At 68.6% G+C, this 25,699-nt stretch carries 23 protein-coding genes; 11 read left to right on the top strand and 12 right to left on the bottom strand.

The genetic code is table 11. The annotated features are described in order from the left end of the window. Positions 1–108 precede the first annotated feature (108 nt). Positions 109–522, top strand: a complete 414-nt coding sequence (locus AAG092_RS17430; RefSeq protein ID WP_373387667.1) for a PaaI family thioesterase — start codon at positions 109–111, stop codon at positions 520–522. Positions 523–529: 7 nt separating this feature from the next. On the opposite strand, the gene AAG092_RS17425 is transcribed toward AAG092_RS17430, so the two are convergent. Further along, entirely contained in the window at positions 530–1,096 is a 567-nt protein-coding gene (locus AAG092_RS17425; RefSeq protein WP_373387666.1) for a MarR family winged helix-turn-helix transcriptional regulator, read from the bottom strand. 118 nt (positions 1,097–1,214) lie between these two features. Between AAG092_RS17425 and AAG092_RS17420 the strand changes: the two genes are divergently transcribed. The 4 genes from AAG092_RS17420 to AAG092_RS17405 are packed head-to-tail and all read left to right on the top strand — an operon-like array spanning position 1,215 to position 2,744. Further along, positions 1,215–1,445 (top strand): glutaredoxin family protein, encoded by a 231-nt coding sequence (locus AAG092_RS17420; RefSeq protein ID WP_373387665.1) that lies wholly within the window; start codon positions 1,215–1,217, stop codon positions 1,443–1,445. Positions 1,446–1,455: 10 nt separating this feature from the next. Next, the gene (locus AAG092_RS17415; protein WP_373387664.1) at positions 1,456–2,193 is read left to right on the top strand and encodes a hypothetical protein; all 738 of its coding nucleotides are present in this window, start codon (positions 1,456–1,458) and stop codon (positions 2,191–2,193) included. A gap of 1 nt (position 2,194) precedes the next feature. Further along, positions 2,195–2,449 (top strand): DUF2024 family protein, encoded by a 255-nt coding sequence (locus AAG092_RS17410; RefSeq protein ID WP_373387663.1) that lies wholly within the window; start codon positions 2,195–2,197, stop codon positions 2,447–2,449. Between the two features lie 16 nt (positions 2,450–2,465). Beyond that, complete coding sequence (locus AAG092_RS17405; RefSeq protein WP_373387661.1) at positions 2,466–2,744, top strand: Rho-binding antiterminator; 279 nt, start codon at positions 2,466–2,468, stop codon at positions 2,742–2,744. A gap of 43 nt (positions 2,745–2,787) precedes the next feature. On the opposite strand, the gene AAG092_RS17400 is transcribed toward AAG092_RS17405, so the two are convergent. Beyond that, positions 2,788–3,669 (bottom strand): AraC family transcriptional regulator, encoded by an 882-nt coding sequence (locus AAG092_RS17400; protein ID WP_373387660.1) that lies wholly within the window; start codon positions 3,667–3,669, stop codon positions 2,788–2,790. Positions 3,670–3,786: 117 nt separating this feature from the next. Here AAG092_RS17400 and AAG092_RS17395 point away from each other — a divergent pair, with 117 nt between their 5' ends. From AAG092_RS17395 to mmsB, 6 genes are all read left to right on the top strand, one after another. Next, the gene (locus tag AAG092_RS17395) at positions 3,787–5,280 is read left to right on the top strand and encodes a CoA-acylating methylmalonate-semialdehyde dehydrogenase (protein ID WP_110681775.1); all 1,494 of its coding nucleotides are present in this window, start codon (positions 3,787–3,789) and stop codon (positions 5,278–5,280) included. Positions 5,281–5,389: 109 nt separating this feature from the next. Continuing rightward, positions 5,390–6,637: an ABC transporter substrate-binding protein gene (locus tag AAG092_RS17390; protein ID WP_373387659.1), complete on the top strand. Its 1,248-nt coding sequence runs from the start codon at positions 5,390–5,392 to the stop codon at positions 6,635–6,637. A gap of 6 nt (positions 6,638–6,643) precedes the next feature. Then, positions 6,644–7,807 carry an acyl-CoA dehydrogenase family protein gene (locus AAG092_RS17385; protein ID WP_373387658.1) on the top strand — a complete coding sequence of 388 codons (1,164 nt, stop codon included), beginning with the start codon at positions 6,644–6,646 and terminating at the stop codon, positions 7,805–7,807. 123 nt (positions 7,808–7,930) lie between these two features. After that, a complete protein-coding gene (locus AAG092_RS17380; protein ID WP_110681772.1) occupies positions 7,931–8,749 on the top strand; it encodes an enoyl-CoA hydratase in 819 nt (272 codons plus the stop codon). 8 nt (positions 8,750–8,757) lie between these two features. After that, positions 8,758–9,861, top strand: coding sequence for an enoyl-CoA hydratase/isomerase family protein (locus AAG092_RS17375; RefSeq protein ID WP_373387657.1), 1,104 nt, complete (start codon positions 8,758–8,760; stop codon positions 9,859–9,861). A 161-nt stretch (positions 9,862–10,022) separates the two neighbouring features. Continuing rightward, complete coding sequence (gene mmsB, locus AAG092_RS17370) at positions 10,023–10,913, top strand: 3-hydroxyisobutyrate dehydrogenase (protein ID WP_373387656.1); 891 nt, start codon at positions 10,023–10,025, stop codon at positions 10,911–10,913. A gap of 33 nt (positions 10,914–10,946) precedes the next feature. On the opposite strand, the gene AAG092_RS17365 is transcribed toward mmsB, so the two are convergent. The 10 genes from AAG092_RS17365 to bcsA all read right to left on the bottom strand — a co-directional run bounded on the left by AAG092_RS17365 (position 10,947) and on the right by bcsA (position 25,657). Beyond that, positions 10,947–11,435, bottom strand: coding sequence for a hypothetical protein (locus AAG092_RS17365; protein WP_373387655.1), 489 nt, complete (start codon positions 11,433–11,435; stop codon positions 10,947–10,949). Between the two features lie 126 nt (positions 11,436–11,561). Beyond that, positions 11,562–12,707 (bottom strand): cell division protein FtsQ, encoded by a 1,146-nt coding sequence (locus tag AAG092_RS17360; RefSeq protein WP_373387654.1) that lies wholly within the window; start codon positions 12,705–12,707, stop codon positions 11,562–11,564. 12 nt (positions 12,708–12,719) lie between these two features. Beyond that, positions 12,720–14,135 carry an MBOAT family protein gene (locus AAG092_RS17355; protein ID WP_373387653.1) on the bottom strand — a complete coding sequence of 472 codons (1,416 nt, stop codon included), beginning with the start codon at positions 14,133–14,135 and terminating at the stop codon, positions 12,720–12,722. 9 nt (positions 14,136–14,144) lie between these two features. Next, on the bottom strand, positions 14,145–14,804 hold the full coding sequence (locus AAG092_RS17350) for an alginate O-acetyltransferase AlgF (RefSeq protein ID WP_373387652.1): 660 nt from the start codon (positions 14,802–14,804) through the stop codon (positions 14,145–14,147). Beyond that, positions 14,804–15,463 carry an SGNH/GDSL hydrolase family protein gene (locus tag AAG092_RS17345; protein ID WP_021699339.1) on the bottom strand — a complete coding sequence of 220 codons (660 nt, stop codon included), beginning with the start codon at positions 15,461–15,463 and terminating at the stop codon, positions 14,804–14,806. Before AAG092_RS17345 ends, AAG092_RS17350 begins: the two co-directional genes overlap by 1 nt. 40 nt (positions 15,464–15,503) lie before the next feature. Next, positions 15,504–16,160 carry an SGNH/GDSL hydrolase family protein gene (locus AAG092_RS17340; protein ID WP_061903716.1) on the bottom strand — a complete coding sequence of 219 codons (657 nt, stop codon included), beginning with the start codon at positions 16,158–16,160 and terminating at the stop codon, positions 15,504–15,506. An 8-nt stretch (positions 16,161–16,168) separates the two neighbouring features. Beyond that, a complete protein-coding gene (locus tag AAG092_RS17335; protein WP_373387651.1) occupies positions 16,169–20,146 on the bottom strand; it encodes a cellulose synthase subunit BcsC-related outer membrane protein in 3,978 nt (1,325 codons plus the stop codon). Next, complete coding sequence (bcsZ, locus tag AAG092_RS17330; RefSeq protein ID WP_373387650.1) at positions 20,125–21,297, bottom strand: cellulose synthase complex periplasmic endoglucanase BcsZ; 1,173 nt, start codon at positions 21,295–21,297, stop codon at positions 20,125–20,127. The genes AAG092_RS17335 and bcsZ overlap by 22 nt, the downstream gene beginning before the upstream one ends. Positions 21,298–21,305: 8 nt before the next feature. Beyond that, positions 21,306–23,585: a cellulose biosynthesis cyclic di-GMP-binding regulatory protein BcsB gene (gene bcsB / locus AAG092_RS17325; protein ID WP_373387649.1), complete on the bottom strand. Its 2,280-nt coding sequence runs from the start codon at positions 23,583–23,585 to the stop codon at positions 21,306–21,308. Further along, positions 23,582–25,657, bottom strand: coding sequence for a UDP-forming cellulose synthase catalytic subunit (bcsA, locus tag AAG092_RS17320; RefSeq protein WP_373389614.1), 2,076 nt, complete (start codon positions 25,655–25,657; stop codon positions 23,582–23,584). Before bcsA ends, bcsB begins: the two co-directional genes overlap by 4 nt. Positions 25,658–25,699: the final 42 nt, after the last annotated feature.

Raw genomic sequence — 25,699 nt, 5'->3', positions numbered from 1 at the left:
CCGCGTGCAAGTCAAGCTGATGCCCGGCCATCACGGCCGTGGATGCATGTGGCCCGTACGCCGAAGCCGGCCAAGACTGCAGGTTCCCCACCTGCGAGGAGCACCCACATGGACACCGCCACCGGCATCAGCCGCGCACGCCTGGAACAGGCCCTGCAACACTCCACCTTCGCCCAGCTGCTGGGCGCCGAACTGCTCGACTTCGCGCCCGGCAAGGTCAGCCTGCAGGTGCGCAGCCGCCCGGACCTGTGCCAGCACCACGGCTACCTGCACGGCGCCGTGGTCGGCTTCATGGTCGATAGCGGTTGCGCCTGGGCGGCGGCCTCGATGGTCGGCGACGTGGTCACCAGCGAGTACAAGCTCAACCTGCTGGCGCCGGCCCTCGGCGAGCGCCTGGTCTGCCGCAGCGAAGTGCTCAAGGCCGGCCAGCGCCAGGCGGTGTGCCGGGCCGATGTGTTCGCCGTCAAGGATGGCGCGGAGAAGCTGATCGCCACCGGCCTGGCGACCATCGCCCGGGTGTAGGGCCTGGTCAGGCCGCCTGTGGCGGCTGATGCTCGCGGCAGATCAGCTCGCTATCGGACTGGCGCAGCGGTTCCTGGGTCAGGCCGCAGAACGGCGCACCGTCACGCTGCTGGTGGAAGCGGCAGGTGTGGCACAGGCCGAAGCCGGGCACATCCTGGTTGCGCTGGATCTGCCGCAGCAGGTCGCCGAACAGCACCTCCAGCGCCTGCGCGCGCTCGCCCAGCTGCTCCAGCGCCGCCACCAGGAACTGCGGCGGCGCGATGGCCGCCAGCAGCTCGCGGGCCGGCACGGTCAGTTCCAGGTGCACGCTGCGCCGGTCGTGCGGGTCCTGCACCTTCTCGATCAGGCCCTTGGCCTCCAGCGCCTTGAGCGACTGCGACACCGTGCCCTTGGTCAGCCCCAGGTACTCGGTCACCGCCAGCGGCGTATTGGAGTAGCAGTTGCAGCGCGACAGGTAGACCAGCGCGCTGACCTGGATCGGCTGCAGCTCCGCCAGCAGCGGGTGCTGGCGGTTCCAGATGCGCATCAGGCTGGTCAGGCGTTCGATCAGGTCGAAGAGGGTCGTGGCGGTCATGTCATCACTCCTGTCGACACATAGTATCGACTAAAAACCATATTGACAAAGCGCGCAGTTCGCGTAGCCTTCAATTCAGTATTGAATCGATACCAAATTAACCTGAAGGAGACTCGAAATGACCCACGCACGCTTCTACCACGCCGGCTGCCCCGTCTGCGTTTCGGCCGAACAGACCCTGCTCGCCCTGCTGGCCCCGCAAGTTGAGGTCGAGGTCGTCCACCTCGGCGATCAGCCACAGCGCGCCGCCGAGGCCGAAGCGGCCGGTGTCAGGTCGGTGCCCGCATTGGTGGTCGAAGGCCAGGTGCTGCACCTGAACTTCGGCGCCTCCATCGACGACCTGAAATAAGGAGCCGGCCATGAAAGCCCCCTTCGCTCTCGCGCTCACCGCACTCCTCGCCAGCCAGGCCTGGGCCCATGGCCCGGGCGGCATCCACAGCGAGAAGAGCACCCAGCTCGACGCCGCCTTCGACCTGGTGCACACCCGCGTGACCAAGGACGGCAGCGATCTGGTGTTCGAACAGCTGGTCGACGGCCAGGCCGGCAGCCGCACGCCTTCGCCCAAGGGCAGCTTCGCCGCCGCCGAGGTGTACAGCTATGTCTGGCCGACCAGCCTGGACGCCGGCAGCGTCGGCTTCGAGCCGGGCGCGGGCATCCTCGCCCTGGCGCTGACCTCGCACCCGGACTTCGACGACACCCCGCAGCTGGACGAGAACGGCGACGGCAAGCAGGACAACGACGGCGGCCTGTGGCACTCGCACTGGGTGGTGCTGACCAAGGATGAAAGCTGCGGCCCGTCCGGACTCAAGGTGCGCGACATCCCCGAAGGCGCCAAGCCCAGGCTGCCGGCCACCTGGCCCGGCACGCCGATCTACATCGACTCGCCCGGCTACGACCTCAGCGTGCAGGGCGACGCCGCGCGCATCCGCGTGCCGCTGGCCGCCGTCGGCTTTCCGCAGAGCTTCAACTACGACGGCGTGACCGCCGCCCTGCAGGTCAATGCCAACCTACACAACCCGCTGCTGTGCGTCTCCAGCGTGTGGGACGTGGCCTCCGGCGACCTGTCGCTGCCGGCCACCTGGAAAGAGGAGCAATGACATGAAGGTGCAGGTCTTCGACACCCACGTGCGCACGCTCGACGGTAGCTACCTACACTTCGACGTGCTCATCGCAGGCAACGACCAGGCCCTCGCCGCCCGCCATGCCCGCGACTGGCTCGCCAGCCGCGGCGTGGCGGAAGCGGATGTGGAGCAGAGTCGCTGCCAGTTCTGCCACAGCGAGCCGGCCCACCCCGAGGTGGCCGCGGCCATCGCCCGGCAGGGCTACTTCATCATCCCGTTGCAGGGTTGCTGAGCCGAGGAGGAAAGCCATGAACACGTATCAACCCCTGAACTGCGATCTGCACGACTTCCTGGAAATCGCCTGCATGCACGGCTACCGCCTGCAGGTCGAGCTGGTCGAGGGCCCGGGCTTCGTGGCCAGGGCGCTGGATACGCGCACGGCCCCGAGCAAGGAGGAGTTCCTCGTGCTGCAGACCGAGGCAGGCCAGCAGGAGGTGCGCCTCGACCGCCTGCTGGCCATCACCCCGCTCGACCCCGGCGCCAGCTTCGGCCGGGTGGAGCTGGCAGGGCTGGTCTGCTCGATCTGACCGCGACAGAACAGGCCGTGGCTGATACCCACGGCCTGTTCATTTAGCCCTGGTGCAACGCCCGATAGTGACTGGGCGCCATGCCCACCACCTTCCGGAACAGCCGCGAGAAGTAGTAGGGATCGTCGTAGCCCAGCTGCTCGGCGATCTGCCGCACTTCCAGGCTGCCCTGGTCGAGCAGGCGGCAGGCCTGGGCCATCTTCAGCTGGATGAAGTCCTGGATCGGCGCATGGCCGGTCAGGGCGCGGTAGGTCTTGGCGAAGTGGAAGCGCGACAGCTTGAACTGCGCCGCCAGCTCGTCGAGGTTGAGGCTGCCATGCAGGTGGCTGCGCATCACCGCCTGCACCGCGTCCACGTCCAGCACCCGCCCGGACTTCAACGTGGTGCGCGCCGGCAGTATGGCCAGCGAGCTGAGCAGTGCCTGCAACTGGTGGGCGGCGTGGATGAAGTGCGCCGGGTTGAGGCCCTGGCGGTGCAGGCCGAGCAGCGCCTCGAAGTCCGCCAGCAGGCGCGGCTGCACGCCGATGCGCCGCGCGCCGGGCCTGCCCAGCAGGCGCAGGAAGTCGTCGCCGAGGCTGCCGTCGAAGTGCACCCAGTACAGGGTCCAGGGCCGCTCGGGGTCAGCGCCGTAGGCATGGGCCTGGCCGCGCGGCAGCAGCAGCAGGTCGCCGCCACCGACCTCTAATCGTCCATCCACCGTCTCCAGCCAGCCACGCCCGGCGCGGCAGTAGATCAGCAGGTGATCGTCCGGCTGCACGCGCTGCATGCGGTGTCCGGCGGCCTCCGGGTAGAACCCCAGGGCCAGCGGGTAGCAGCCGCCGCTGAGCGGATGGCGGGCCAGCACACGGCGCAGCCGCGGCGGCACGATGAAGCGCAGGCCGCCGGCGGGCAGCGGCCAGTTGGAGGTTTCGACGGATGCGGCCATGCTGACTCTCCGGTTTCGAATCCCAAGATCGTCCATCCCGAGAGCAAGATCGTCAATCCACAGGCTGGTCGGCTGCGGCTATAACAGGGGCACACAAGAACAATCAGGAGGCCCGCGATGCCCCGAGTGATCCCCCAGCTGATCGATGGCCAGTGGCAGGCCAGCCACGCCCGCGAACTGATCGAAGTGACCGACCCGGCCACCCAGGAAGTCCTGGCCCTGGCGCCCAAGGCCACCCACGAGGAGATCGAGGCGGCCATCGCCAGTGCCAAGAAGGCCTTCCTCGCCTGGCGCGAAGTGCCGGTGCCGGAGCGTGCGCGGCTGATGCTGCGCTACCAGCACCTGCTCAAGGAACACCACGACGAGCTGGCCGAGATCCTCGCCGGCGAGACCGGCAAGACCTTCGCCGATGCCAAGGGCGACGTCTGGCGCGGCATCGAGGTTGCCGAGCACGCGGCCAACATCTGCAGCCTGATGATGGGCGAGACGGTGGAGAACGTCGCCCGCGAGATCGACACCGCCAGCTATATCCAGCCGCTGGGCGTGTGCGTCGGCATCACCCCGTTCAACTTCCCGGCGATGATCCCGCTGTGGATGTTCCCGCTGGCCATCGCCTGCGGCAACACCTTCATCCTCAAACCGTCGGAGCAGGACCCGCTGACCCCCAACCGCCTGGCCGAGCTGTTCCTCGAGGCCGGCGCGCCGGCCGGCGTGCTGCAGGTGCTGCACGGCGGCCGCGAGGTGGTCGACGCCCTGCTCACCCACGAAGACATCCGCGCCATCTCCTTCGTCGGCTCGGTGCCGGTGGGCCAGCACATCTACCGCACCGGCACCCAGCACCTGAAGCGCGTGCAGGCCTTCGCCGGCGCCAAGAACCACATGGTGATCATGCCCGACGCGCCCAAGGACCAGGTCATCAGCAACCTGCTCGGCGCCAGCTGCGGCGCCGCCGGCCAGCGCTGCATGGCGATCAGCGTGGCGGTGTTCGTCGGCGAGTCGAAGCAGTGGATCGACGAGCTGGCCGCGCAGATGGCCGAGCTGCGCCCTGGCTACTGGAAGGACAGCGGCGCCGCCTATGGCCCGCTGATCAGCCAGCAGGCCAAGCAGCGCGTGCAGCGGCTGATCGCCGAGGGCAAGGCCGAAGGCGCCGAGTGCCTGCTCGACGGCAGCCACTGCGAGGTGCCCGGCTACCCGGACGGCAACTGGCTGGGTCCGACCCTGTTCCGTGGTGTGACGACGAAGATGTCCCTCTACCGCGAGGAAATCTTCGGTCCGGTGCTGGTGTGCATGGAGGTCGACACCCTGGAGCAGGCCATCGAGCTGGTCAACGCCAGCCCCTACGGCAACGGCACCAGCATCTTCACCCGCTCCGGCGGCGCCGCGCGCCACTACCAGCACGCGGTGGAAGTCGGCCAGGTGGGCATCAACGTGCCGATCCCGGTGCCGCTGCCGTTCTTCTCCTTCACCGGCTGGAAGGGCTCCTTCTATGGCGACCTGCACGCCTACGGCAAGCAGGCGGTGCGTTTCTACACCGAGACCAAGACGGTCACCAGCCGCTGGTTCGATGACAGTCCGGTGAGTGGACCGAACATGACCATCCAACTGAAGTGAGACCTGACTCACCTCAATAACGGACGACTAAGACGAAAAGACAATGCCTCCGCGTTCGCCAGGGCCTCAGAGTGGCCCCGGCACAACAAGAACAAGGAGCCATTGCCCGATGAAACGACTGACCGCCACCCTGGCCCTGTGGGCCGGGATCACCGCCTGTGCGCAGGCCGCCGAGCCCATCACCCTCGGCCTCAACTACCCGCGCACCGGCCCGTACAAGGAAGAGGGACTGGCACAGATGCGCGGAGCCTTGCTGGCCATCGACGAGCTCAACGCCCAGGGCGGCGTGCTGGGCCGGCCGCTGCGCCTGTCCAGCCGGGACACCGCCTCGCGCCCGGAAAAGGCGGTGAAGAACGTCGACAAGCTGGCCGACGAGGGCGCCGCCATGCTCTTCGGCGGTGCCTCCAGCGCGGTGGCCATCGCCGCCGGCAAGCACGCCCGCGAGCGCGGCCTGCTGTACTTCGGCACCCTCACCTACTCCAACGACACCACCGGCAAGGACGGCCAGCGCTACCTGTTCCGCGAGTGCAACAGCGCCTGGATGAGCGCCCGCGTGCTCGGCCAGTACCTGGCCAAGACCCTGCCGGGCAAGCGCTACTTCTACGTCACCGCCGACTACACCTGGGGCACCACCAGCGAGAGCTCGCTGCGCCAGGCCACCGGCACCCAGGACATCGCCCGTCATCCGGGGCTCAAGGTGCCCTTCCCCGGCGCCCGCCTCGGTGACTACCACGAACGCCTGAGCCAGGCCGCCGCCAGCCAGGCCGAAGTGCTGGTACTGGTGCTGTTCGGCGAGGATCTGGTTCGTGCCATGCGCGTGGCCGAGGACCTGGGCCTGACCCAGCGCATGCAGATAGTCGCGCCCAACCTGACCCAGGGCATAGTCGAGCAGGCCGGCCCCAGCCTGATGCAGGGCGTGATCGGCACCGAGCCCTGGACCTGGCGCGTGCCCGAGCTGGTCGGCTCGGAAGCCGGCAAGGCCTTCGTGCGTGACTTCACCGAGCGCTACCAGGTCTACCCCTCCAGCGCCGCCGCCTCGGCCTACAGCATCGTCCACCAGTGGGCCGACGCCGCCGAACGGGCCCGCAGCCTGGACAGCGAAGCCTTGATCAAGGCCCTCGAAGGCCACAGCTACCGCCTGCTCAAGGATCAGCAGCAGTGGCGCGCCTTCGACCACCAGAACGTGCAGAGCGTCTACGCCGTGCGGGTCAAGCCGCGCGCCGAAGTGATGAAGGACGCCCTGCGCCAGGATTATTTCGAGATCGTCCACCAACTGGACGGCGCCCAGGCCGCACCCAGCCTCGCCGAATGGCAGGCCGAGCGGCAGGCGGCCGGCCAGCCCAGCACCCTGCAGTGAGGAACCATGGACTTTGAACTGAACGAAGAACAACGCCTGCTGGTCGACAGCGCCCGCGCCTTCGCCCAGAAGGAGCTGGCGCCACACGCCGCCGACTGGGACCGCGACCACCACTTCCCGGTGGACGTGATCAAGCGCGCCGCCGAACAGGGCTACCTGGCCCTGTACATCAAGGAAGAGGATGGCGGCCTGGGCCTGTCGCGCCTGTCCAGCTCGCTGATCTTCGAACAGCTGTCCGCCGGCTGTATCGCCACCACCGCCTTCCTCACCATCCACAACATGGCCAGCTGGATGCTGGCCAGCTTCGCCGACCAGGCGCTGAAGGATGCCTGGCTGCCGCGCCTGACCAGCGGCGAGCTGCTGGCCTCCTACTGCCTGACCGAGCCGGACGCCGGCTCCGACGCCGCCCACCTGCGCACCCGCGCGCGGCGCGACGGCGACGAGTACGTGCTGGACGGCAGCAAGTGCTTCATCTCCGGCGCCGGCAGCACCGATGTACTGATCGTCATGGCGCGCACCGGCGAGGACGGCGCCAAGGGCGTGTCCTGCTTCCTGGTGCCGGGCGACGCGCCGGGGGTGAAATACGGGCGCAACGAGCTGAAGATGGGCTGGCGCGCGCAGCCGACCCGCACCATCGCCTTCGAGGGCGTGCGCATCCCGGCCGGCAACCGCATCGGCCCGGAGGGCCAGGGCTTCGTCTATGCCATGAAGGGCCTGGACGGCGGCCGCATCAACATCGCCAGCTGCTCCCTCGGCGCGGCCCAGGCGGCGCTGGAGCAGAGCCTGCGCTACGTCGAGGAACGCAAGCAGTTCGGCAAGCAGCTCAGTACCTTCCAGGCCCTGCAGTTCAAGCTGGCCGATATGCTCACCGACCTGACCGCGAGCAGGCAGATGGTGCGCCTGGCCGCGCACAAGCTGGACCACGGCCACGCCGAGGCCAGCCTGTACTGCGCCATGGCCAAGCGCTTCGCCACCGACCACTGCTTCACGGTGTGCAACGAGGCCCTGCAGCTGCACGGCGGCTACGGTTACCTCAACGACTACCCGCTGGAGCGCTGGGTACGCGACAGCCGCGTGCACCAGATACTGGAAGGCACCAACGAGATCATGCGGGTGATCATCGCCCGCCGCCTGCTGGACCAGGGCGGCATGCTCGATCGCCTGCTGTAGCTTTTGCTTATAGTCCCCTCTCCCCCCGGGGAGAGGGTCAGGGAGAGGGGGCCGAACAGCCTCCCTCTCCCCCTGCCCCATCTCCCATGAATGAGACGGGCAAGAACACCGACGAGGAGCGTTATGAGCACCGCCATCGAAGCCTACAAACCCGGCATCTTCGACCTGACCCACAAGCTGACGGTGGAGAAGCACGGACACACCGCGCTGATCACCATCAACCACCCGCCGGCCAACACCTGGGACCGCGACTCACTGATCGGCCTCAAGCAGGTGGTCGAACACCTCAACCGCGACGACGACATCTACGCCTTGGTGGTGACCGGCCAGGGCAGCAAGTTCTTCAGCGCCGGCGCCGACCTCAACCTGTTCGCCGACGGCGACAAGGCGCGCGCCCGCGAGATGGCGCGGCGCTTCGGCGAGGCCTTCGAGACCCTGCGCGACTTCCGCGGCGTGTCCATCGCCGCGATCAACGGCTACGCCATGGGCGGCGGCCTGGAATGCGCCCTGGCCTGCGACATCCGCATCGCCGAACGCCAGGCCCAGCTGGCCCTGCCCGAGGCCACGGTTGGCCTGCTGCCCTGCGCCGGCGGTACCCAGGCCCTGCCCTGGCTGGTCGGCGAAGGCTGGGCCAAGCGCATGATCCTCTGCGGCGAGCGCATCGACGCCGAGACCGCCCTGCGCATCGGCCTCATCGAGCAGGTGGTGGACAGCGGCGAGGCGCGCGGCACCGCCCTGCTGCTGGCGGCCAAGGTGGCGCGGCAGAGCCCGGTGGCGGTACGCACCATCAAGCCGCTGATCCAGGGCGCACGTTCACGCGGGCCGAACACCTGGCTGCCGGAGGAGCGCGAGCGCTTCGTCGACCTGTTCGACGCCGACGACACCCGCGAGGGGGTCAACGCCTTCCTGGAGAAACGCGACCCGCAGTGGCGCAACAAGTGATGACCTCCATGAACCTGCATTTCGAAGAACGCCCCGCCCAGCATGGCTACCGCATCGGCATCGCCAGCCTGGATGCGGAGAAGAGCCTCAACGCCCTGAGCCTGCCGATGATCGAGGCGCTGGACGCCAAGCTGCGCCAGTGGGCCGAGGACGAGCGTATCGCCTGCGTGCTGCTGCGCGGCAACGGGCCCAAGGCCTTCTGCGCCGGCGGCGACGTGGTGCAGCTGGTGCAGCAGTGCCGCGAGCACCCCGGCGAGGTGCCGCCGCTGGCGCGGCGCTTCTTCGCCGACGAATACCGCCTCGACCACCGCATCCACACCTACCCCAAGCCGCTGATCTGCTGGGCCCACGGCCATGTGCTGGGTGGCGGCATGGGCCTGATGCAGGGCGCGGCGATCCGCATCGTCACCCCGAGCAGCCGCCTGGGCATGCCGGAGATCAACATCGGCCTGTACCCGGACGTGGGCGGCAGCTGGTTCCTCGCCCGTCTGCCGGGCAGGCTCGGCCTGTTCCTCGGCCTGACCGCCGCCAGCATCAACGCCCGTGACGCCCTGGACCTGAATCTCGCCGACCGCTTCCTGCGCGACGACCAGCAGGACGCGCTGCTCGACGGCCTGACACAGCTCAACTGGCAGCAGCAGGCCGCCGAACAGCTCACCAGCCTGCTCCGCGCCCTGGAGCACGAGGCCCGCGCGGAACTGCCGCAAGCCCAGTGGCTGCCGCGCCGCGAGCGCATCGACGCGCTGCTCGACGTGGCCGACCTGCCCGCCGCCTGGCATGCGCTGAGCGCCCTGCAGGGCGACGACGACCTGCTGCTGGCGCGCGCCGCCAAGACCCTGGCCGCCGGCTGCCCGCTGACCGCGCACCTGGTCTGGCAGCAGATCCGCCGCGCCCGCCACCTGTCGCTGGCCGAGGTGTTCCGCATGGAATACGCCATGAGCCTGAACTGCTGCCGCCATCCGGAATTCCCCGAGGGCGTGCGTGCGCGCCTGATCGACAAGGACCAGGCACCGAAGTGGCACTGGCCCGACCCGGCGGCCATCCCGGCGGCGATGATCGCGGCGCACTTCGCCCCGGTCTGGGAGGGCGAGCACCCACTGGCGGATCTGTAGGAACGAGCCGTAGCCCGGATGAAATCCGGGAGAGCTGCGAAACCGCACCCCGGATTGCATCCGGGCTACGTACTGACACTCCCCTCTCCCGCCCACGGGAGAGGGAAGAACAAGGCCCTGCGCGGCCACACCATCACCGGGACTGTACAAGGAGAACAACAATGACCCAGATCGCCTTCATCGGCCTCGGCCACATGGGCCTGCCCATGGCCCGCAACCTGCTCAAGGCCGGCTTTGCCGTGACCGCCTTCGACCTGGTGCAGGAGGCGCTGGACGCCTTCATCCAGGACGGCGGCAAGCCTGCCGCCAGCGCCGCCGAGGCCGTGCGCGACGCCCAGGTGGTGGTCAGCATGCTGCCGGCCAGCCGCCATGTGGAGGGTCTGTACCTGGGCGATGACGGCCTGCTGCAGAAGATCACGCCCGGCAGCCTGGTGCTGGAATGCTCGACCATCGCCCCGGAATCCGCGCGCAAGGTGCATGCCGTGGCGGCCGCGCGCGGCATCGCCCTGCTCGATGCGCCGGTGTCCGGCGGCACCGCCGGCGCCGCCGCCGGTACCCTGACCTTCATGGTCGGCGGCAAGGCCGAGGCACTGGACAAGGCCCGGCCGATCCTCGCCGCCATGGGCAAGAACATCTTCCACGCCGGCCCCGACGGCGCCGGCCAGGTGGCCAAGGTGTGCAACAACCAGCTGCTCGCCGTGCACATGATCGGCACCGCCGAGGCCATGGCCCTGGGCGTGGCCAGCGGCCTGGACCCGGCCGTGCTGGCCGAGATCATGCGGCAGAGTTCGGGCGGCAACTGGAGCCTGGAGAAGTACAACCCCTGGCCGGGGGTGATGGACAACGTGCCGGCGTCGAAAGGCTACAGCGGCGGCTTCATGGCCGAGCTGATGGCCAAGGACCTCGGCCTGGCCCAGGAGGCGGCGCAGGCCACCGGCAGCAGCACGCCAATGGGCGCGCTGGCGCTGCAGCTGTACCGTCTGCTGCTCAAGCAGGGCAACGGCAAGCTGGACTTCTCGGCGGTGCAGAAACTCTTCGTCGAGCCGCGCTGAAGCGACAGCGGGACGCTCCCCGCTGCCCCTCACTCAGTTGGAAATCCCCCAGTAGCGGCCATCGCCGCGCTGGCTACGCCGGTCCGGCTCGCGCTCCTGGCTGCGCTGGCGCTCGTGGCGGCGCTCCTGGTGCTTGCGCGGGTAGCCGTCGTAGCGCTGGCCGCCATGGCGCTGCCAGGACGACTGGTCGCGGCGGTCATACTGGCGATAGCGCTGGTCCCAGCCATGGCGCGGCGGCTGGTAGCCACGGTCATGCTCGCGGTAGCGCTCGTGGCGCCTGCCATCCTGCCACTGGTAACGGCCGTCGTAGCCCGGCGCGTAGTGGGAATGGCGGCGCTCCTGATAGCGGTCGCGATGCCAGCGATGGTAGTTGCGGTCATCGTCGTAGTAGTAGACGCGGTAGGACGGGTAGCTTTCGTAGTAGCGCACGCTGGGGCCGGGATAACCGTAGTCACCACCGTACACGGCGCAACCGCTGAGGCTCAGGGCCAGAACTGCAAGGGCAAGGGCTAGACGGGACATGGCGGCCTCCTTCGACCGCGGGGAAGGCGCCGGCGAGTGCCGGCTCCGGGACTGCTCCCACTGCATCTGACCGCGTCACCGGGGCAAGCGCATGCCGGGCCCCGGGCGAACTTTCATTACAAGTTGTTACAGCACCGACAGCTCGATGTCGTCCTTGTAGGGCGACTGCAGGTCGCGTTCGGGAATCTCCCAGATCAGCAGCTGCGGCGGCGTTTCGCGGAAAGCCGGGCTGGCGAAGTAGTCCCTGGCGGCACCGGAGAACTCACCACCGTCCTTGGCGAAGTTGCCCAGGCTGGCCCCCAGGGCCTGCTCGAGGAAGGCCACGAAGTTGGAGTTGCGCGAGAAGGAGGTACCGATCAGCGCCACGTTGGGCAGCTGACTGTCACCGAACAGGTCGTCCTCGCTCATCGCCTCGGCCTGCTCGACCTTGCTGAAGCGCGACTCGGCCACCCGCTCGCCGGCCGGCTGCAGGCCTTCCGGCAGCCAGTCGAGGCCCGCCAGGCGCACCAGATCGCCAGGGCGCGGCGCCTCCGCCTGCAGCTCGCGCTTGAGCTGCTGGGCCGGTGTCGGGGTCACACCGAGCACGCCGATCTGCGGCGCCAGCGCCAGTGCGGCGGCCTGCGCCCCCGCTTCGCTCCAGTGGGTGTCGCTGCGCAGGTAGGCCGAACTGCCCAGCGCCTGCAGGGTCGGTGCCAGGTCCAGCACCGCCACGCCGGCCTGCTGCAGCTGCGCCTGCCAGCGCTGCGCGCGATCGGCCAGCTGGGCGGAACGGCTGATACCGCACAGCTGGTCGGCGGCGATCCGGCTCTTGTCCGGCACCAGCGCCACCAGCAGGCGGATATTGCGCGCCGCCAGCCAGTCACGCACGGCGAGCACCTTCTGCGCACGCGCCTGGGCATTGACCTCGGCACGCGGGTGGATGCGGTTCTCGTCGGCCAGGAACAGCCAGCCAGCACAGCCCTGGCGCACGCGCGCGCCGGTGTCGCCGATCAGCAGCCAGCTGGCGGCGCGCTCCAGGTCGGCCGCCTTTCTGGCCAGCGTCACATGGGACAGTTCCTTGGCGATATGGTGGGTGATCTCGCCTTCGCTGATGGCGGCCCAGTCGTGCTCCTTGGGCAGCAGGTCCACCTTGCCGCTGACGAACATGGCCCACAGGCAGCTGAGCAGGCCGGCCAGCAGGAACACGAACATCACCACTCCGGCGACCGGGCTGAGCAGAATGGTCATCGCACTCGGCGGTACCGGGGCGAGGGAAGCGTCTTTTTTCGACATGAGGACGTCCCCTTAGAACTGGAAGTACAGGAAAGGTACGGTTTCACGGCTGGCGATCAGGGCGAACGACAGCAGGAAACCGGCGACCGGCCACAGGGCGCCAACCGCACGGAAGCTCAGGCTGTGGCCGAAGCGCGCCTCGGCACGGGCCTGCAGCAGCGGCAGCAGCAGGCACACCACGCCGAGGGCGGCGGCGATACCGTGGGCCGGGCGCAGGGTCGCCGCCAGGGCATCGCCCAGGGCGAAGCCGTTGAAACCGAACTGGCCGGCGTACATGCCCAGCGCCGTGGCGAAGTCCGGCGAGCGGAACAGGGTCCAGGCCAGGCAGACGAACAGCAGCGTCACCGTGTGCGCCAGCGGCGCCGGCAGGTCCGGCAGGCCGGCGCGGCTCCAGGCGCGATCGATGCACAGGGCGATACCGTGGGCGGCGCCCCAGAGCACGTAGTTCCAGCTGTCGCCGCCGTGCCACAGGCCGCCGATGGCCATGATCAGGAACAGGTTGCGGTAGGTCTTCCAGGTACCCAAGCGGTTGCCGCCCAGGCCGATGTACAGGTAGTCGCGCAGCCAGCTGGACAGAGAGATGTGCCAGCGCCGCCAGAAGTCCTGGATGTTGCGCGCCCAGTACGGCCGGTTGAAGTTCTCCGGGAAGTGGAAGCCGAGCATCAGGCCCAGGCCGATGGCCATGGCGCTGTAGCCGGCGAAGTCGAAGAACAGCTGCAGCGAGTAGGCCAGGCAGCCGATCCAGGCATCGACGAAGGACGGATTGGCCTGGCTGAAGGCCACATCCACCAGCGGCGACAGGCTGTCGGCCACCAGCACCTTCATGCTCATGCCGATCATGAAGCGGCGCGCGCCGAGGGCGAAGTTCAGCGGATTGAAATAGCGCTGCACCAGTTCGCGACGCACCCAGTCGTAACGGATGATCGGACCGGCGATGGAGTGGCCGAACATCGCCAGGTAGGTGGCGAAGTTGGCGAAGCTGCGCTCGACCGGAACCACCTTGCGATGCACGTCGACCAGGTAGGAGATCACCTGCAGCACGATGAACGACAGGCCCGCCGGCAGCGCCACCTTCTGCCACTCGAACGGCATGGCGCCGTAGGCGCTGAGCAGCTCGTTGAAGGTCGCGGCGAGGATGTTGGCGTACTTGTACCAGCTCAGCACCAGCACATTGACCACGATCAGCAGTGTCAGCAGGCGGTAGCGCCGCCGCGACTGCGCATCGGTCAGCTCCACCAGCAGGCCGCCGACCCAGCCCACCGCCGTCAGTACCACGTGCAGCAGGAGGAAGGCCGGGCTCAGCCAGCCATAGAAGATCCAGCTGCCGATCAGCAGCACATGGTTGCGCCCCCCCGGCCGGACCAAGGCATACACCAGCATGAAGGTGGGCAGGAACAGCAGGAGAAATTCGAGGGAGGCGAAAACCATGTCGGGATCTTAGTTAGCCAGATTGTCGACGGCCTGGAACAGGCGCGGCCCCTGCGCCGAGGGCACCAGGAACAGGGTGTAGCGCTGGCCGGCGGCCAGCTGGCCAAGGTCCAGCGGCTGGCCGACGGCGGCGCCGCCGCAGCGCAGCTGCACGGACAGCTTCAGCGGGTTGATCGAACGCCGCTGCAGGCTGCCTTCGGCGACATCCTTGAAAATGTCGACATTGCGCCCGGCGGCCTGCAGGCCTGCGTTGGCGCAGCTGCCATCGAGGCTGTAGAAGGCCAGCGAAGCTTTCAGGGAGTTGAAGTCGTCCGGCTGCTCGCGCAGGGTCAGCAGGCGCAGCTCCTTGCCGTTGCCGAGGCCGACCACGGTGGCGAACTCGCCCGGCTCGACGCTGACATCCAGCGCCTGTTGCGCGCCGCCCTGCTTCAGGCTGCCCTGGATCGGCTTGCCGGCCGGCACGGTGAGGAAGTCGGAGGCGCGCTGCTCGCCTGCCAGGCGCAGACTGGCGCCGTTGGCGGCGTTCAGCTCCAGCGGCGTCTCGCCGGCGTTGAAGAAGCGCAGGAAGGCCGAATCTTCGCTGGGGCCGGTGGGATACAGCGGAATCTCCGCCGCCAGGGCCTGGCCCAGCGGCAGCACAGCGAACAGACCGAGCAGTGCGCGCTTCATCACTTGCCTCCTTTCAGGCTGGCGGCCGGCAGCTTGCTCATCGCTTCGGCGATGGCATTGCCCCAGGCCTTGTAGCCGGCCACGGTGAAGTGCTGGCCATCGGTGGTCACCCACTGCCCCGGCTTGGACATTTTCAGCGAGTCGACATAGGTGCAGGGCGCCACGTTGGCGGCGAGGAACTGCGACATGAACTGGGTGCGCGGGTCGTTCTTCTTGTACTTGCCACCGACCTTGCCCCAGGCCGGGCCGACCCACACGCACTTGGTGCCGGTGGCAGCGATGGCCTTGGTCAGGTTGGTCACGCTCTGCCAGGCCCAGGCCTTGGGAAAGGCCGGCTTGTCGTAGGAGGCCATGGTGTCGCCGATGACCAGCACCACCACGTCAGGCTTCTGCTGCGCGATCAGCTCCTTGATCGGCGTGGTGGTGGCGCCACTGCCCTTGAGCACCAGCTTGCCGTTGTTGTCCTGCACGGCACCGCAGTCGACCTTCTTGGTCACCAGCCAGTCGGCCGCGCTGGCACCGCAGGCACCGATCGAATGCACGTTGGCGCCCTTGGCCACCAGCGCCGCGTTGAGCGGCTCGGTCAGGTGGTTCTGCAGGCTCATGTGGCTTTCGCCGAGCACCAGAAGGGTCAGGCCGGCCAGTACGGAAGAAGACATCTGAAACTCCTTGAATCGTTCGTAAAGAGGAATACCGGGCTTACTGGGCGGCGCCCTTGCGCACTTTCTCCAGCTCGGCGCTGATGGCCGCGCCCCACTTCTGGTAGCCCTGCACATTGAGGTGCTGGCCGTCGGTGGTGGCCCACTCGCCCGGCTTGGAGAATTTCAGCGAGTCGACGTAGCTGCACGGCGCCACGTTGGCGGCGAGGAAGGCTGACATTTGCTTCACCTTGGCGTAGGTCTTGCCGTACTTGCCGCCCTCGGTACCCCAGTTCGGCCCGACCCAGGCGCACTGGGTGCCGGTGGCGCCGATGGCCTTGGTCAGGCTGGTGGTCTGCTGCCAGATCCAGGCCTTGGGGAAGGACGGCTTGTCGTAACCGGCCATGGTGTCGCCGATCACGATCAGCACCAGGTCCGGCTTGTCCTTGGCGATCAGCTCCTTGATCGGCGTGGTGCTGGCCTTGCCGCGCAGCACCTGGGCCGGCTCCTTGCCACGGCGCTCGGCCGCACCGCAGCCGCCACCCGGAGAGACTTTCAGCCAGTCGCCGGCATTGGCCCCGCAGATACCGATGGAATGGACGTTGGCGCCCTTGCGGATGAGGTCGTCGTGCAGACCGCCGATCAGGTAGTTGGGAGTGGCCATATGGCTGTCGCCAATGATCAGGATCGACAGGCCGGCAAGCAGGGAGGAAGCCATGGGAATCCTTATTTCGCGTAGGGGGATTGATAGGGAGAAACGGGCAGCGGCATCGGGCCGGTCATGCGTTCGAGCATGTAGCGCAGGTACAGGCCGCCGTTCCACTGGCGGTAGTCCTGGGCGTTGTCGACGCCGACGTGACCACCGAGGAACAGGTGGTCGCCCAGCTGGTATTCGGCGGCGCCGGCCAGGTTGTAGCCGATACCGGTGCTGTTATCGCTGCCGTAGACCGCCTCGTAGCCCAGCGCACGACTGGCCTCGGCCTGTTTCGCGCGGTCGCCGGGGAAGAAGTCGGCCTCGTCCTGCTTGATCGACTGCACGCCGACCGAGCCGCGTAGCTGGAAGCTCAGGCGCTCGTAGCGACGCGCCCAGCTGACCGGCACGCCGAGGGCGAAGAAGCTCTGCGGGCTGAAGTAGCCGCCGTGGCCATAGGTGAAGTAGCCGAGGTTCTCGCGATAACCGATGCCGAGCAGGTCGAGACCGATGGTGGCCTGGCTCTGCTCGTCGTTCTGCAGGTACCAGTAGACACCGGTGCCCGCCTCCACCCGGTCGTTGTCCTCGACGTTGTTGCCGAGCAGGCGATGCCAGCCGGCATAGGCATAGGCGCCCATTTCGCGGTCATCGAAGGCCAGCTGGGCACGTCCACCGTTGGCGGTGACGCCGCCCCACTTCTGCCCGGTGCGCTTGTCCTCGGCACCGGCGAACGACAGCAGGCTGTCGGTGACCGCGCGCCGCGACACGCCGACGTTCCAGTGCAGGTCCGGGTTGCCCGGCACGGCACGCTCGACGCTGACGCCACCGACGGCGGTGCTGTAGAGGAAACCCTGCGGCGTGGTGCCGATGTCGGCCTTGAGGCCCGCACCGGGATTCTCGAAGGCCACGGCCAGGCCGACACCGGAATCCTTCTGCGAACCCGGCGACATGCCCGGGTTGTCCAGGGTCGCCTGCGGGCCACCGCCGAAGCGATCACGCGCACTGTCGTCCAGGCTGCCGGCGTTCAGCGAGACCGGGGTCACGCGCACGGCCAGGCGGTTGTCGCCCAGCGGCATGCTGGCCTCGAACGGCGCCTGCACATCGGTGATCTTGCTCAGGCCGGACTCGCTGTCGTTGGTCCGCACCGTCACGCCCTGCACCACATAAGCGCTGCGCTGCTGCAGGATATCGTCTAGGGCGCGGGCCGCCTCGCTCATGCCGGCACGCGGGTCCGGCTCTTCCTCGGCACCCGGCAGGAAGGGATTGGCCGAGGCCGGCTCGGCGGCGGCCAGTGCCGGCGCGGTTTCCAGGGCCAGCAGGCTGTCGCGCGTAGTGCTCACCGGTAGCTCGGCACGGGCCGGGGCACGCGGCTGGCTGCTCGCCGGGGCTGGAATATCGTCCAGCGCCAGAGTCGGACGCTCGACCGGCGCCGCCAGGGTCGATACCGGGTCGGGAATCGCCGCAGGTACTGCGGCCAGACTGCCGACACCGGCGAAGGGGTTGGCCGGCGCGCTGGCCGGACGGGTGCTGGCGGCGTAGCTCGGGGTCTGTTCGCGTTTCTCCTGGGCCACCACCTTGCCCAGCAGCTCGGCGGCGGTACCGGTGCGACCGAGGTAGCGGTACACACGGGCAGCGGTGGTGAGGATGTCGACGTCATTGGGCGCCAGCTTCAGCGCCTGTTCCAGGCGCTCCTCGGCATAGCCGTTCTCGGCCTGCTGGGCGGCCATGTCGGCAGCACCGACCTGCAGGTTGGCGTCTTGCGGGTGACGCTGCACCAGCGGCTTGAACAGCTCAAGGGCCTTGGCAGTGTCGCCGTTGGCGCCGTACATGCGCGCCAGCGCCGAAACCACCAGCGGGTCCTGCGGGCGCTGCGCCAGGGCGGGCGCCAGGGTGTCGTAAGCGGCGGCCAGCTCACCGCGCAGGCGTAGCTGCTCGGCCTGGCGCACGCGGTAGTGGAACAGCAGATCGTCGTACTGCTTGCGCTGCTCCACCGTCATGCTGCGGCCCTGCAGGTCGCGCAGAATGGCGGCCACTTCGGCGTCCTGCTCGGCGCGCAACAGTACGCCGGCATAGCTCAGGGTCAGCGACAGGTCGTTGCGCGGGCTGCGCGCCAGCAGGTCGCGCATGATGGCCATGGCACGCTGCGGGTCGTCGGCATCGGCATAGGCCGAAGCCATGCTGGCCAGACGCGCCGGCTTGCCCTGGGCCAGCGGTTCGATGCGGCCGAGGAAGGCACGGGCCTCGGCGCGCCGACCGCTACGGTTGAGTTCCTCGATTTCCTGCATCTGCAGGTTGAAATCCACTTCGGCCACCAGCCGGCTGACGTCCGCGTTGCGCGCGTCGCGCGGGATGCGCGCGAGGGTCGTCTGGGCCTTGCGCCAGTCGCCCAGCTGCATGGACAACAGGGCGCTGGTGTACAGCGCGTCGCGGTCGTTCGGCTGGGTCTGCAACAGGCCATCGACCAGGCTGCGCGCTTCGTCCACGGCGCCCAGGTCAACGTACAGGCGCGCCAGGGCGAAGCGTGCCCAGGCATTGTTCGGATCATCGCGCAGGGCGTTTTCCAGCTCGCGGCGCATGCCGGCGCTGTCGCCGCGCTGTTCGGCGGCGCGGGCGCGCTGCAGCGCCTGCTCGGCACGCAGCTGGCTGAGGCTGCCAATCTTCTCGCGCTCGGCCTTGGGCAGCTTGTCCAGCTCGTGCAGGGCCTCGTCGACCTTGCCCTGGCCACCCAGCACCTGCACCAGGCCGCGCAGGGCGCGCGCCTGCTGCTGGCCCAGCTGCAGCGCCTGGCGATAGCCGGTTTCGGCGGCCGCGAGTTCGCCCTGCTGGGCCTGCAGCTCGGCCAGGCTCAGCACGGCCTCGGCATCCTTGGGCTTGAGCCGGCGCGCCTGTTCCAGTTGCTGGCGGGCATCGGCATTGCGCGCGTTGGCGATGTTGTCGCGAGCACGCTGCAGCAGCGACCAGTAGCGCACATCGTCCAGCGCGCTCTGCCAGGCGCGGCCACCGCCGCCCTTCACGGCACGGGTGAGCAGCAGCTCGGCATCCTCGAAGCGCTCCTGGCGCTGGCGCAGGATGCCGAGCCCGCCGAGGGCATCAGGGTCCTTGGGGTGCTTCTCCAGGTAGGCGCTCAACTCGCGCTCGGCCACCTGCAGTTCGCCTTTCTCCAGGGCCTTGAGCCCGCGGTCGAGCTGCGGGTCACGGCGCCAGGCCGCCGCTGCGCTGGCGGGCTGAGTGCGGCCCTTGACCAGCAGCGCGCGGATTTCCTCGTCGTCCGGATGGGTCTTGAGAAACTGCTCGAACAGCGGCTGCTGCGCCTTGTTGGGCGGGCCGATCCAGGTCAGCGCCAGGCGCCAGCTTTCGTCGGCGTCGCCGCCGATATCCTCGCGCTCGGCCAGCTTGGCCAGGGCACGGATACCCTCCTCGCGCGCGCCCTGGTTGCGCGCCAGGTGCTTGGCCAGGAACAGCGCGGCATAGGGATCGTCCGGGTACTCGCGCTGGATGCGCTGCATGCCGCTGCGGGCCTCGGCCCAGTGCGCGTCGACGTAGCCCAGGTTGTTGTAGAACTCCAGGCCGATCTGCCCCTGCGCGGGCTTGCCGCCCAGCGCACGGCGATAGACTTCGGCGGCCTTCGCGCGCTCATCGCTCTCGACCAGCAGGCGAGCCTCGTCGAGCAGCTTCTGGTTGGCCGGATCGGCCAGGCGGATATCCTGCTCCAGCAGCAGGGCCTGACGCGGCAACGGCTGGATGGCCTGCAGGCGCTGCAGGTAGCCGCCGGCGCTGGCCAGGTCGCCGTCCTTGACCGCGATGAAGCCCAGGCCATAGAGCGCATCCGGCTGCGCCGCATCGATCAGCAGCAGCTTCTGCCAGACCTCGCCGGCACGCTTGGGCTTGTCCTGCGCCTGCCAGAAATGTCCCTGCTCGATCAGCAGGCGCTGGGCATCGCTGCCCTCGGCCTTGGCGCCGCCATGGGCCAGGGCGGCGAGCAGCGCCAGAGTCAGCGGGCGGTAGCGGAACATGGAGACTCCCAAAGCGGTAGCAGACGGCCATCGGCCGCGAAGCGGTAGTACTTGTCTGCCCAGCCGAGACCGAACAGGCTGAGCATGTAGTCGTAATAGAACGGCGCAGGCCCCGTGCCGGCGATCCACTGGTCGATGGCGCCGCGCGCGCGCTGGTCCTGCAGCTCTTCCAGCCAGGGCTGGCCCTTGGCGCGGAAGTACGGCACCAGGGCGCCGGAGAAGCCGCTCGGGCTCTGCCCCGAGGTGACGCCCGTGCGCACGTCGACCTTCTCCGGCGGCAGGCCGCTGGAGGCGGTGGCGCGCGCCATGCCGAACAGGCTGTCGAGCAGCGGCTTGGCCAGCGGGTCGGCGGGATCGGTCATGCCGGCCCAGAGGTAGACGCGGATGGCGTCGTAGCTGCCGCTGTCGCCCTTCATCGGGTCGCTGGCGAACAGCCCGGCACGCTCGGACACGGCGCGGTAGCCGATCCAGTCGGCAGCGAAGCCATGCGGCCCGGCCTGCTCCTGCAACACCGCGCTGTGCCGGGCGATGGCGTTCCACGGCCCCTTGGGGTCGACGGCGGCGAGGCGGCGCAGCAGCGGCAGCGGCTGGTAGCTGGGGTTGATGCGCCACAGATGGCCAATATGCGAGAAGCCGATCGGACCCGGCAGCAACACCGGGCCCAGGCCTGGCAGCTCGGTGGTTTCACGGGCCTTGATCTGCGCCAGCAGGGCCAGCGCATCGGCGCGGTATTCGGGCTTGCGCCACAGGCGGTCGGCTTCCAGCAGGGCGTAGACGAACCACAGGTCGGCGTCGGAAGCGGAGTTGGGGTCCTGCACCTGCCACTGGCCGTCCTTGCCCTGCCCCCACAGCCAGGCCGGCAGGATGTTCTGCGGGTCATTGCCGGCGAGGTTCTCGCGACTCCAGCGCCAGATGCGCTCGAAACGCGCCTGGTCATTGGCCACCAGGGCGAAGAACAGTGCGTAGGACTGCCCTTCCGAGGTGCTGTGGTTCTTCTCCAGGCTGGACTCCAGGACGCGGCCGTCCGGCTGGATCCAGTGTTCGGCGAAGCGCTGCCAGTGCGGCCAATCGACCGGGCAGGCAGCCTGTGCGGCGCCGCCGAGCACGAGGCTCAGCAGGCCGGCGCAGAGAGTCGGATACAGACGCCGCATGGCCGACCTCAGCCGTTCAGGCGGGCACGAGCCCGCGCACGCAGGCTGACGAACAGCAGCAGACTGATCAGGCCGACGCCCAGCGCGGTGAGCAGCAGCATCCAGCCCAGGTTGTGCGCCAGCAGCCACTGCAGGTAGCGGAACCAGCCCAGGTCGCCGACATGGTATTGCTCGTCGGCCACCAGCGAGTTGATGCGCGTGCCGTTGACCACCGCCAGGCTGCCCTGCAGGGACTGCTCGTAGTCCTCGCCGCCGCGCAGGGCCGCGCTGACTTCGCCCAGCCGGTCGGCGGCGCTGGCGGCGATCACCACCACGCTGCGCTCGCTGGTCAGCGGCGACTCGAAGCCGGCCACGTAGGCGCCGGCCGCGCCGCTGCCCAGCACCAGGTTGCTGCGCGCCGGACGGCGGCTGGCGCTGTCCACCCAGTGGCGCACGCGATGGACCAGGTCGGACAGCTCGAAGCTGGCGCGCCCGTTGATCTGCGCCGGCAGCCAGTCGGCCCAGCGCTCCAGCAGCGGCTGGTTGCTGCCGGTGGCCAGCACCAGCAGGTCCTTGTCCTCCAGCTCGGCATCGCTGTCGCCCTGGGTCACGCTGACGCCGCTGGCAGGCAGGCCGGTGGACTCGCCGAAGCGGCCGAGCAGGTCGAGCAGCAGGGAGATTTCCTCGGCACTGGCACCGGCCGGGATCACCACGGCGGTCTCGGCCAGGTCGGCCATGCGGGTGAACGGGAAGCCGCTGCTCTGGAACACGCCCAGGTTGGGCATGGCGATGAAGTGCTCGTAGCCGCTCAGGTCCAGGGTCGAATCCGGCTCGATGGTGCCGCGCATGTTGTCGATGATGATGTCGCGGCAATCGCCCTGCTTGATGTAGTCGTACATGAAGCGCAGCTGCAGGGCCGACTGCAGCGGCAGGCTGTCCAGCGGCAGCATCAGCTTGGCCTCGCGCAGCAGGCTGTCATCCTGCAGCTTGGCCAGCAGCGACTGGTCGAGGTTCTCCTGCGACGGCAGCGGCAGCGACTTGATGAACTTGCCGCCGACGCTGATCAGCAGCGACGAGTTGGTCGACACCGGCTGCGGCGTGTAGCGGTACTTGAGGTGCAGCGGCACGCCTGGCTGGCGCCAGTTGAACAGGTCCGGCGGCAGGCGCAGCGGCAGGTTGATGGTGCCCGGGTCATAGCCGGAGACGCTCAGGCGCTTGGCTTCCGTCAGCTCGCCGAGGCGCACCGGGCGGTCGCTGGGCAGCCAGTTCGGCGCGTCATAGGGCTCGCGCGGCGCCAGGCTGTCGATGCGCTCGATGCGCGCATGGGCGCCGGACAGCACCTGGCTGCCGGTGACCAGCGCCAGGGCGGCCTGCTTGAGTTGTTCGCCGTCGTCACCACGCAGGATCAGCAGCTTGCCAAAGGGATCGGCGGGGTGCGCCATCAGGGTCAGGCTGGGGCCCTTGTCGGTTGCCGCGGGCACACCGTCGAGGTTGGCCGCGCCGCTGAGCAGGACGATGGCGTTGCCCTTCTCCGGCAGCTGGCCGAGGCTGACCGGGAAACGCGCGCCGCGGTAGCTGGCCAGCGCACCGAACCACGAGGACACCATGCCGGCGGCCTCCAGGCTGCGGTTGTCCGGCGCACCGGCAAACACGAAGGGCAGCTCCAGCAGGCGCGAATCGCGGCTGTCGAAGAACGGCAGCGGCAGCTTGGCCAGGTCGTCCGGCAGGGCGATCTGGGTGGTCTCCAGCTGCAGTTCGCTGGTGTTGCTGACCTTGGCCCACAGGCTGGAATGCAGCGGGTCCTCGCACATCATGGTGTAGTGGCCGATCAGCTGCAGGGTCAGGCGGTTGAACTCGGTGATCAGGTGCGGCGGGATGTCCAGCACCTGCTGCTGCAGGGTGCCGGCGGTTTCCTTGGGCACCGGCAGACTGGCCGCCACCTGGTCGTTGACCATCAGGTTGATCTGCGACAGGTCGGGCAGCAGCGCCGGCGAGTAGCTGTATTCCAGCTTGACCCGCGCCTTGCTCACCACCTGGTCGGCGCGCACGTCGAAGCTGACGCTGTCGCTGCCCTCGATGCCGCGCAGGTGCATGGTGTAGTTGGCGCCCAGCTGCTTGAGCGTGGCGCTGTAGGTCGGCACGAACTCGACCGGCACGGCATCCGCCGGGATCTCAGCACCGTCGACGGCAGCACCCTCGACGGCGACGGCGCCCTCCTCCACCGGTTCCTCGGCCCAGGCGGAAGCCAGCAGCAGCGGCAGGGTCAATGCGAGACACAGGGACGACAGTCCATTGCGTTTCTGGCTCATGGGTTCCTCGGGGTGGAGCGAAGGTGGAAGGACGGGCTGGGCAGGCGCGCACGCAGTTCGGCGAAGGTGGCGCGCGACAGCAGGCGAAGGCCGCGCCAGCCGATGCTGGAGACTTCGGCCAGGGCGCCCAGCGGCGTATCGACGGCGCCCTGGCCCCAGGTGGCGGCCCAGGTGTCGGCGCGTGAGAAGGTCATGCGGGTCAGCTCGCGCTGCTGCTCGATGTTCAGCTCGAGGAAGTTCAGGCCCAGCACGCCGTCGCGGGAGAACATCACCACGGCGGGGAACACGCATTCCTCGTTGTCGCGGAACAGCGACACCAGCAGCTGCTCGCCACGCTCGACCTGCGCCCCTTCGGGCAGGGCGATGCCGACGCCGCGCTGGGAGAAGTCGTTGGTGCGGCAGACGATGGTCTTGCCGTTGGCCAGGCTCAGGGTGGCCGGCAGCTCGGCGTACACCCGCGGCTCGGCGCGGATCTGCCGGGCCTCGGCGGCCACCGCCACCGAGGCGGCGCTGATGACGATGTTGTAGAAGGTCCAGGTCAGGTTGATCAGCACCGTGGCCACGCTGACCTCGGGGTCGAAGCCCAGCTTCCACAGGCCGGCCAGCACGCCCAGCAGGTTCAGGGCCAGCACCACGATATAGGGCCGCGCCATCTTCCAGTCGAAGTAGCTCTTGTCGATCACCCCGCCCTTGGCCGTCACGTTGAACTTGCCGAGCTTGGGGTTGACCATCGCCAGCAGCACCGGGCGCATGATGTACCAGGCCAGCACCGACTCGTAGACCTCGTTCCAAAAGGAATGGCGGAAGCGCCCCTGGATGGTCGAGTTGGTGACGCTGGCGATGAGGATGTGCGGCAGCGCGTAAGCCAGAATCAGCAGCGCCTCGGCCTGGAAGATCTGCGCGCCGAAGAACAGGTAGGCCAGCGGCGCGGTGAGGAACACCAGGCGCGGCAGGCCGTAGAAGAAGTGCAGCATGGCGTTGAGGTAGCACAGCCGCTGGCCGAGCTTGAGCCCCTTGCCCAGCAGCGGGTTGTCGGTGCGGAAGATCTGCGCCATGCCGCGCGCCCAGCGGATGCGCTGGCCGATGTGCCCGGACAGGCTCTCGGTGGCCAGGCCGGCGGCCTGCGGCAGCGCCAGGTAGGCGGTGTTGTAGCCCAGGCGGTTGAGCTTGAGGGCAGTGTGGGCGTCCTCGGTGACGGTCTCCACGGCGATGCCGCCGACTTCCTCCAGCGGGCCGCGCTTGATGATGGCGCAGGAGCCGCAGAAGAAGGTGGCGTTCCACAGATCGTTGCCGTCCTGCACCAGGCCGTAGAACAGCTCGCCCTCGTTGGGTACCGAACGGAAGGTGTCGAGGTTCTTCTCGAAGGGGTCCGGCGAGAAGAAGAAGTGCGGCGTCTGCAGCATCGCCAGCTTGGGGTCGCGCAGGAACCAGCCCATGCCGACCTGCAGGAAGGAACGGGTCGGCACATGGTCGGCATCGAAGATGGCGATGTAGTCGCCGTGGGTCAGCTTCAGCGCGTGGTTGAGGTTGCCGGCCTTGGCGTGGAAGTTATCCGGGCGAATGATGTAGCCGATCCCGGCCTCGGCGCAGAAGTCGCGGAACTCCTCGCGGCGGCCGTCATCGAGCACGTAGACGTTGAGCTTGTCCTTCGGCCAGTCGATGGCCTGGGCGGCGAAGGCGGTGAGCTTGATGATCTCCAGCGGCTCGTTGTAGGTGGGGATGTACACATCCACCGTGGGCCACAGGGCGGTGTCGCGCGGCAGCGGGTAGGGCTTGCGCTGCAGCGGCCAGGCCGTCTGCAGGTAGCCGAGCAGCAGCACCAGCAGGGCATACAGCTCGGCCAGCACCAGGCCGTAGCCGAACAGCATGTCGAGCAGGTTCTCGAAGCCCAGCGAGGAAGTCAGGCGCCAGTACATGTAGCGCAGCGAGGCGATCACCGACAGCGTGATCATCGCCAGGATCGCCAGGCGATGTGCGTGCCGGCGTAAAACGAGCGCCGCCGCCATGCAGGCGGCGGTGAACAGCATCTGGGCTTCGAGGTCGAGCGGCGCGGCCACCACCACCCCGAGCATGAGCAGGGCGAGCAGCAGCGTCAGCCGCTGCCCCAGGCGACT

The organism is Pseudomonas alcaligenes (genome assembly GCF_041729615.1).
Classification (GTDB): Bacteria; Pseudomonadota; Gammaproteobacteria; order Pseudomonadales; family Pseudomonadaceae; genus Aquipseudomonas; species Aquipseudomonas alcaligenes_B.
The sequence above is the reverse complement of the archived record's forward strand: the minus strand, read 5'-3'. Positions and strand labels throughout refer to the sequence as shown.

Bases quoted from the DNA above. Each gene is read 5' to 3' on its own strand.
- bcsB (WP_373387649.1), bottom strand. From the start codon at position 23,585: ATGAGCCAGAAACGCAATGGACTGTCGTCCCTGTGTCTCGCATTGACC.
- AAG092_RS17375 (WP_373387657.1), top strand. From the start codon at position 8,758: ATGAACCTGCATTTCGAAGAACGCCCCGCCCAGCATGGCTACCGCATC.
- AAG092_RS17350 (WP_373387652.1), bottom strand. From the start codon at position 14,804: ATGAAGCGCGCACTGCTCGGTCTGTTCGCTGTGCTGCCGCTGGGCCAG.
- AAG092_RS17405 (WP_373387661.1), top strand. From the start codon at position 2,466: ATGAACACGTATCAACCCCTGAACTGCGATCTGCACGACTTCCTGGAA.
- AAG092_RS17425 (WP_373387666.1), bottom strand. From the start codon at position 1,096: ATGACCGCCACGACCCTCTTCGACCTGATCGAACGCCTGACCAGCCTG.
- mmsB (WP_373387656.1), top strand. From the start codon at position 10,023: ATGACCCAGATCGCCTTCATCGGCCTCGGCCACATGGGCCTGCCCATG.
- AAG092_RS17380 (WP_110681772.1), top strand. From the start codon at position 7,931: ATGAGCACCGCCATCGAAGCCTACAAACCCGGCATCTTCGACCTGACC.
- AAG092_RS17420 (WP_373387665.1), top strand. From the start codon at position 1,215: ATGACCCACGCACGCTTCTACCACGCCGGCTGCCCCGTCTGCGTTTCG.
- AAG092_RS17415 (WP_373387664.1), top strand. From the start codon at position 1,456: ATGAAAGCCCCCTTCGCTCTCGCGCTCACCGCACTCCTCGCCAGCCAG.
- AAG092_RS17360 (WP_373387654.1), bottom strand. From the start codon at position 12,707: ATGTCGAAAAAAGACGCTTCCCTCGCCCCGGTACCGCCGAGTGCGATG.
- AAG092_RS17355 (WP_373387653.1), bottom strand. From the start codon at position 14,135: ATGGTTTTCGCCTCCCTCGAATTTCTCCTGCTGTTCCTGCCCACCTTC.
- AAG092_RS17385 (WP_373387658.1), top strand. From the start codon at position 6,644: ATGGACTTTGAACTGAACGAAGAACAACGCCTGCTGGTCGACAGCGCC.
- AAG092_RS17390 (WP_373387659.1), top strand. From the start codon at position 5,390: ATGAAACGACTGACCGCCACCCTGGCCCTGTGGGCCGGGATCACCGCC.
- AAG092_RS17365 (WP_373387655.1), bottom strand. From the start codon at position 11,435: ATGTCCCGTCTAGCCCTTGCCCTTGCAGTTCTGGCCCTGAGCCTCAGC.
- AAG092_RS17335 (WP_373387651.1), bottom strand. From the start codon at position 20,146: ATGTTCCGCTACCGCCCGCTGACTCTGGCGCTGCTCGCCGCCCTGGCC.
- bcsZ (WP_373387650.1), bottom strand. From the start codon at position 21,297: ATGCGGCGTCTGTATCCGACTCTCTGCGCCGGCCTGCTGAGCCTCGTG.
- AAG092_RS17345 (WP_021699339.1), bottom strand. From the start codon at position 15,463: ATGTCTTCTTCCGTACTGGCCGGCCTGACCCTTCTGGTGCTCGGCGAA.
- AAG092_RS17395 (WP_110681775.1), top strand. From the start codon at position 3,787: ATGCCCCGAGTGATCCCCCAGCTGATCGATGGCCAGTGGCAGGCCAGC.
- AAG092_RS17400 (WP_373387660.1), bottom strand. From the start codon at position 3,669: ATGGCCGCATCCGTCGAAACCTCCAACTGGCCGCTGCCCGCCGGCGGC.
- AAG092_RS17430 (WP_373387667.1), top strand. From the start codon at position 109: ATGGACACCGCCACCGGCATCAGCCGCGCACGCCTGGAACAGGCCCTG.
- AAG092_RS17340 (WP_061903716.1), bottom strand. From the start codon at position 16,160: ATGGCTTCCTCCCTGCTTGCCGGCCTGTCGATCCTGATCATTGGCGAC.
- AAG092_RS17410 (WP_373387663.1), top strand. From the start codon at position 2,195: ATGAAGGTGCAGGTCTTCGACACCCACGTGCGCACGCTCGACGGTAGC.
- bcsA (WP_373389614.1), bottom strand. From the start codon at position 25,657: ATGCTCGGGGTGGTGGTGGCCGCGCCGCTCGACCTCGAAGCCCAGATG.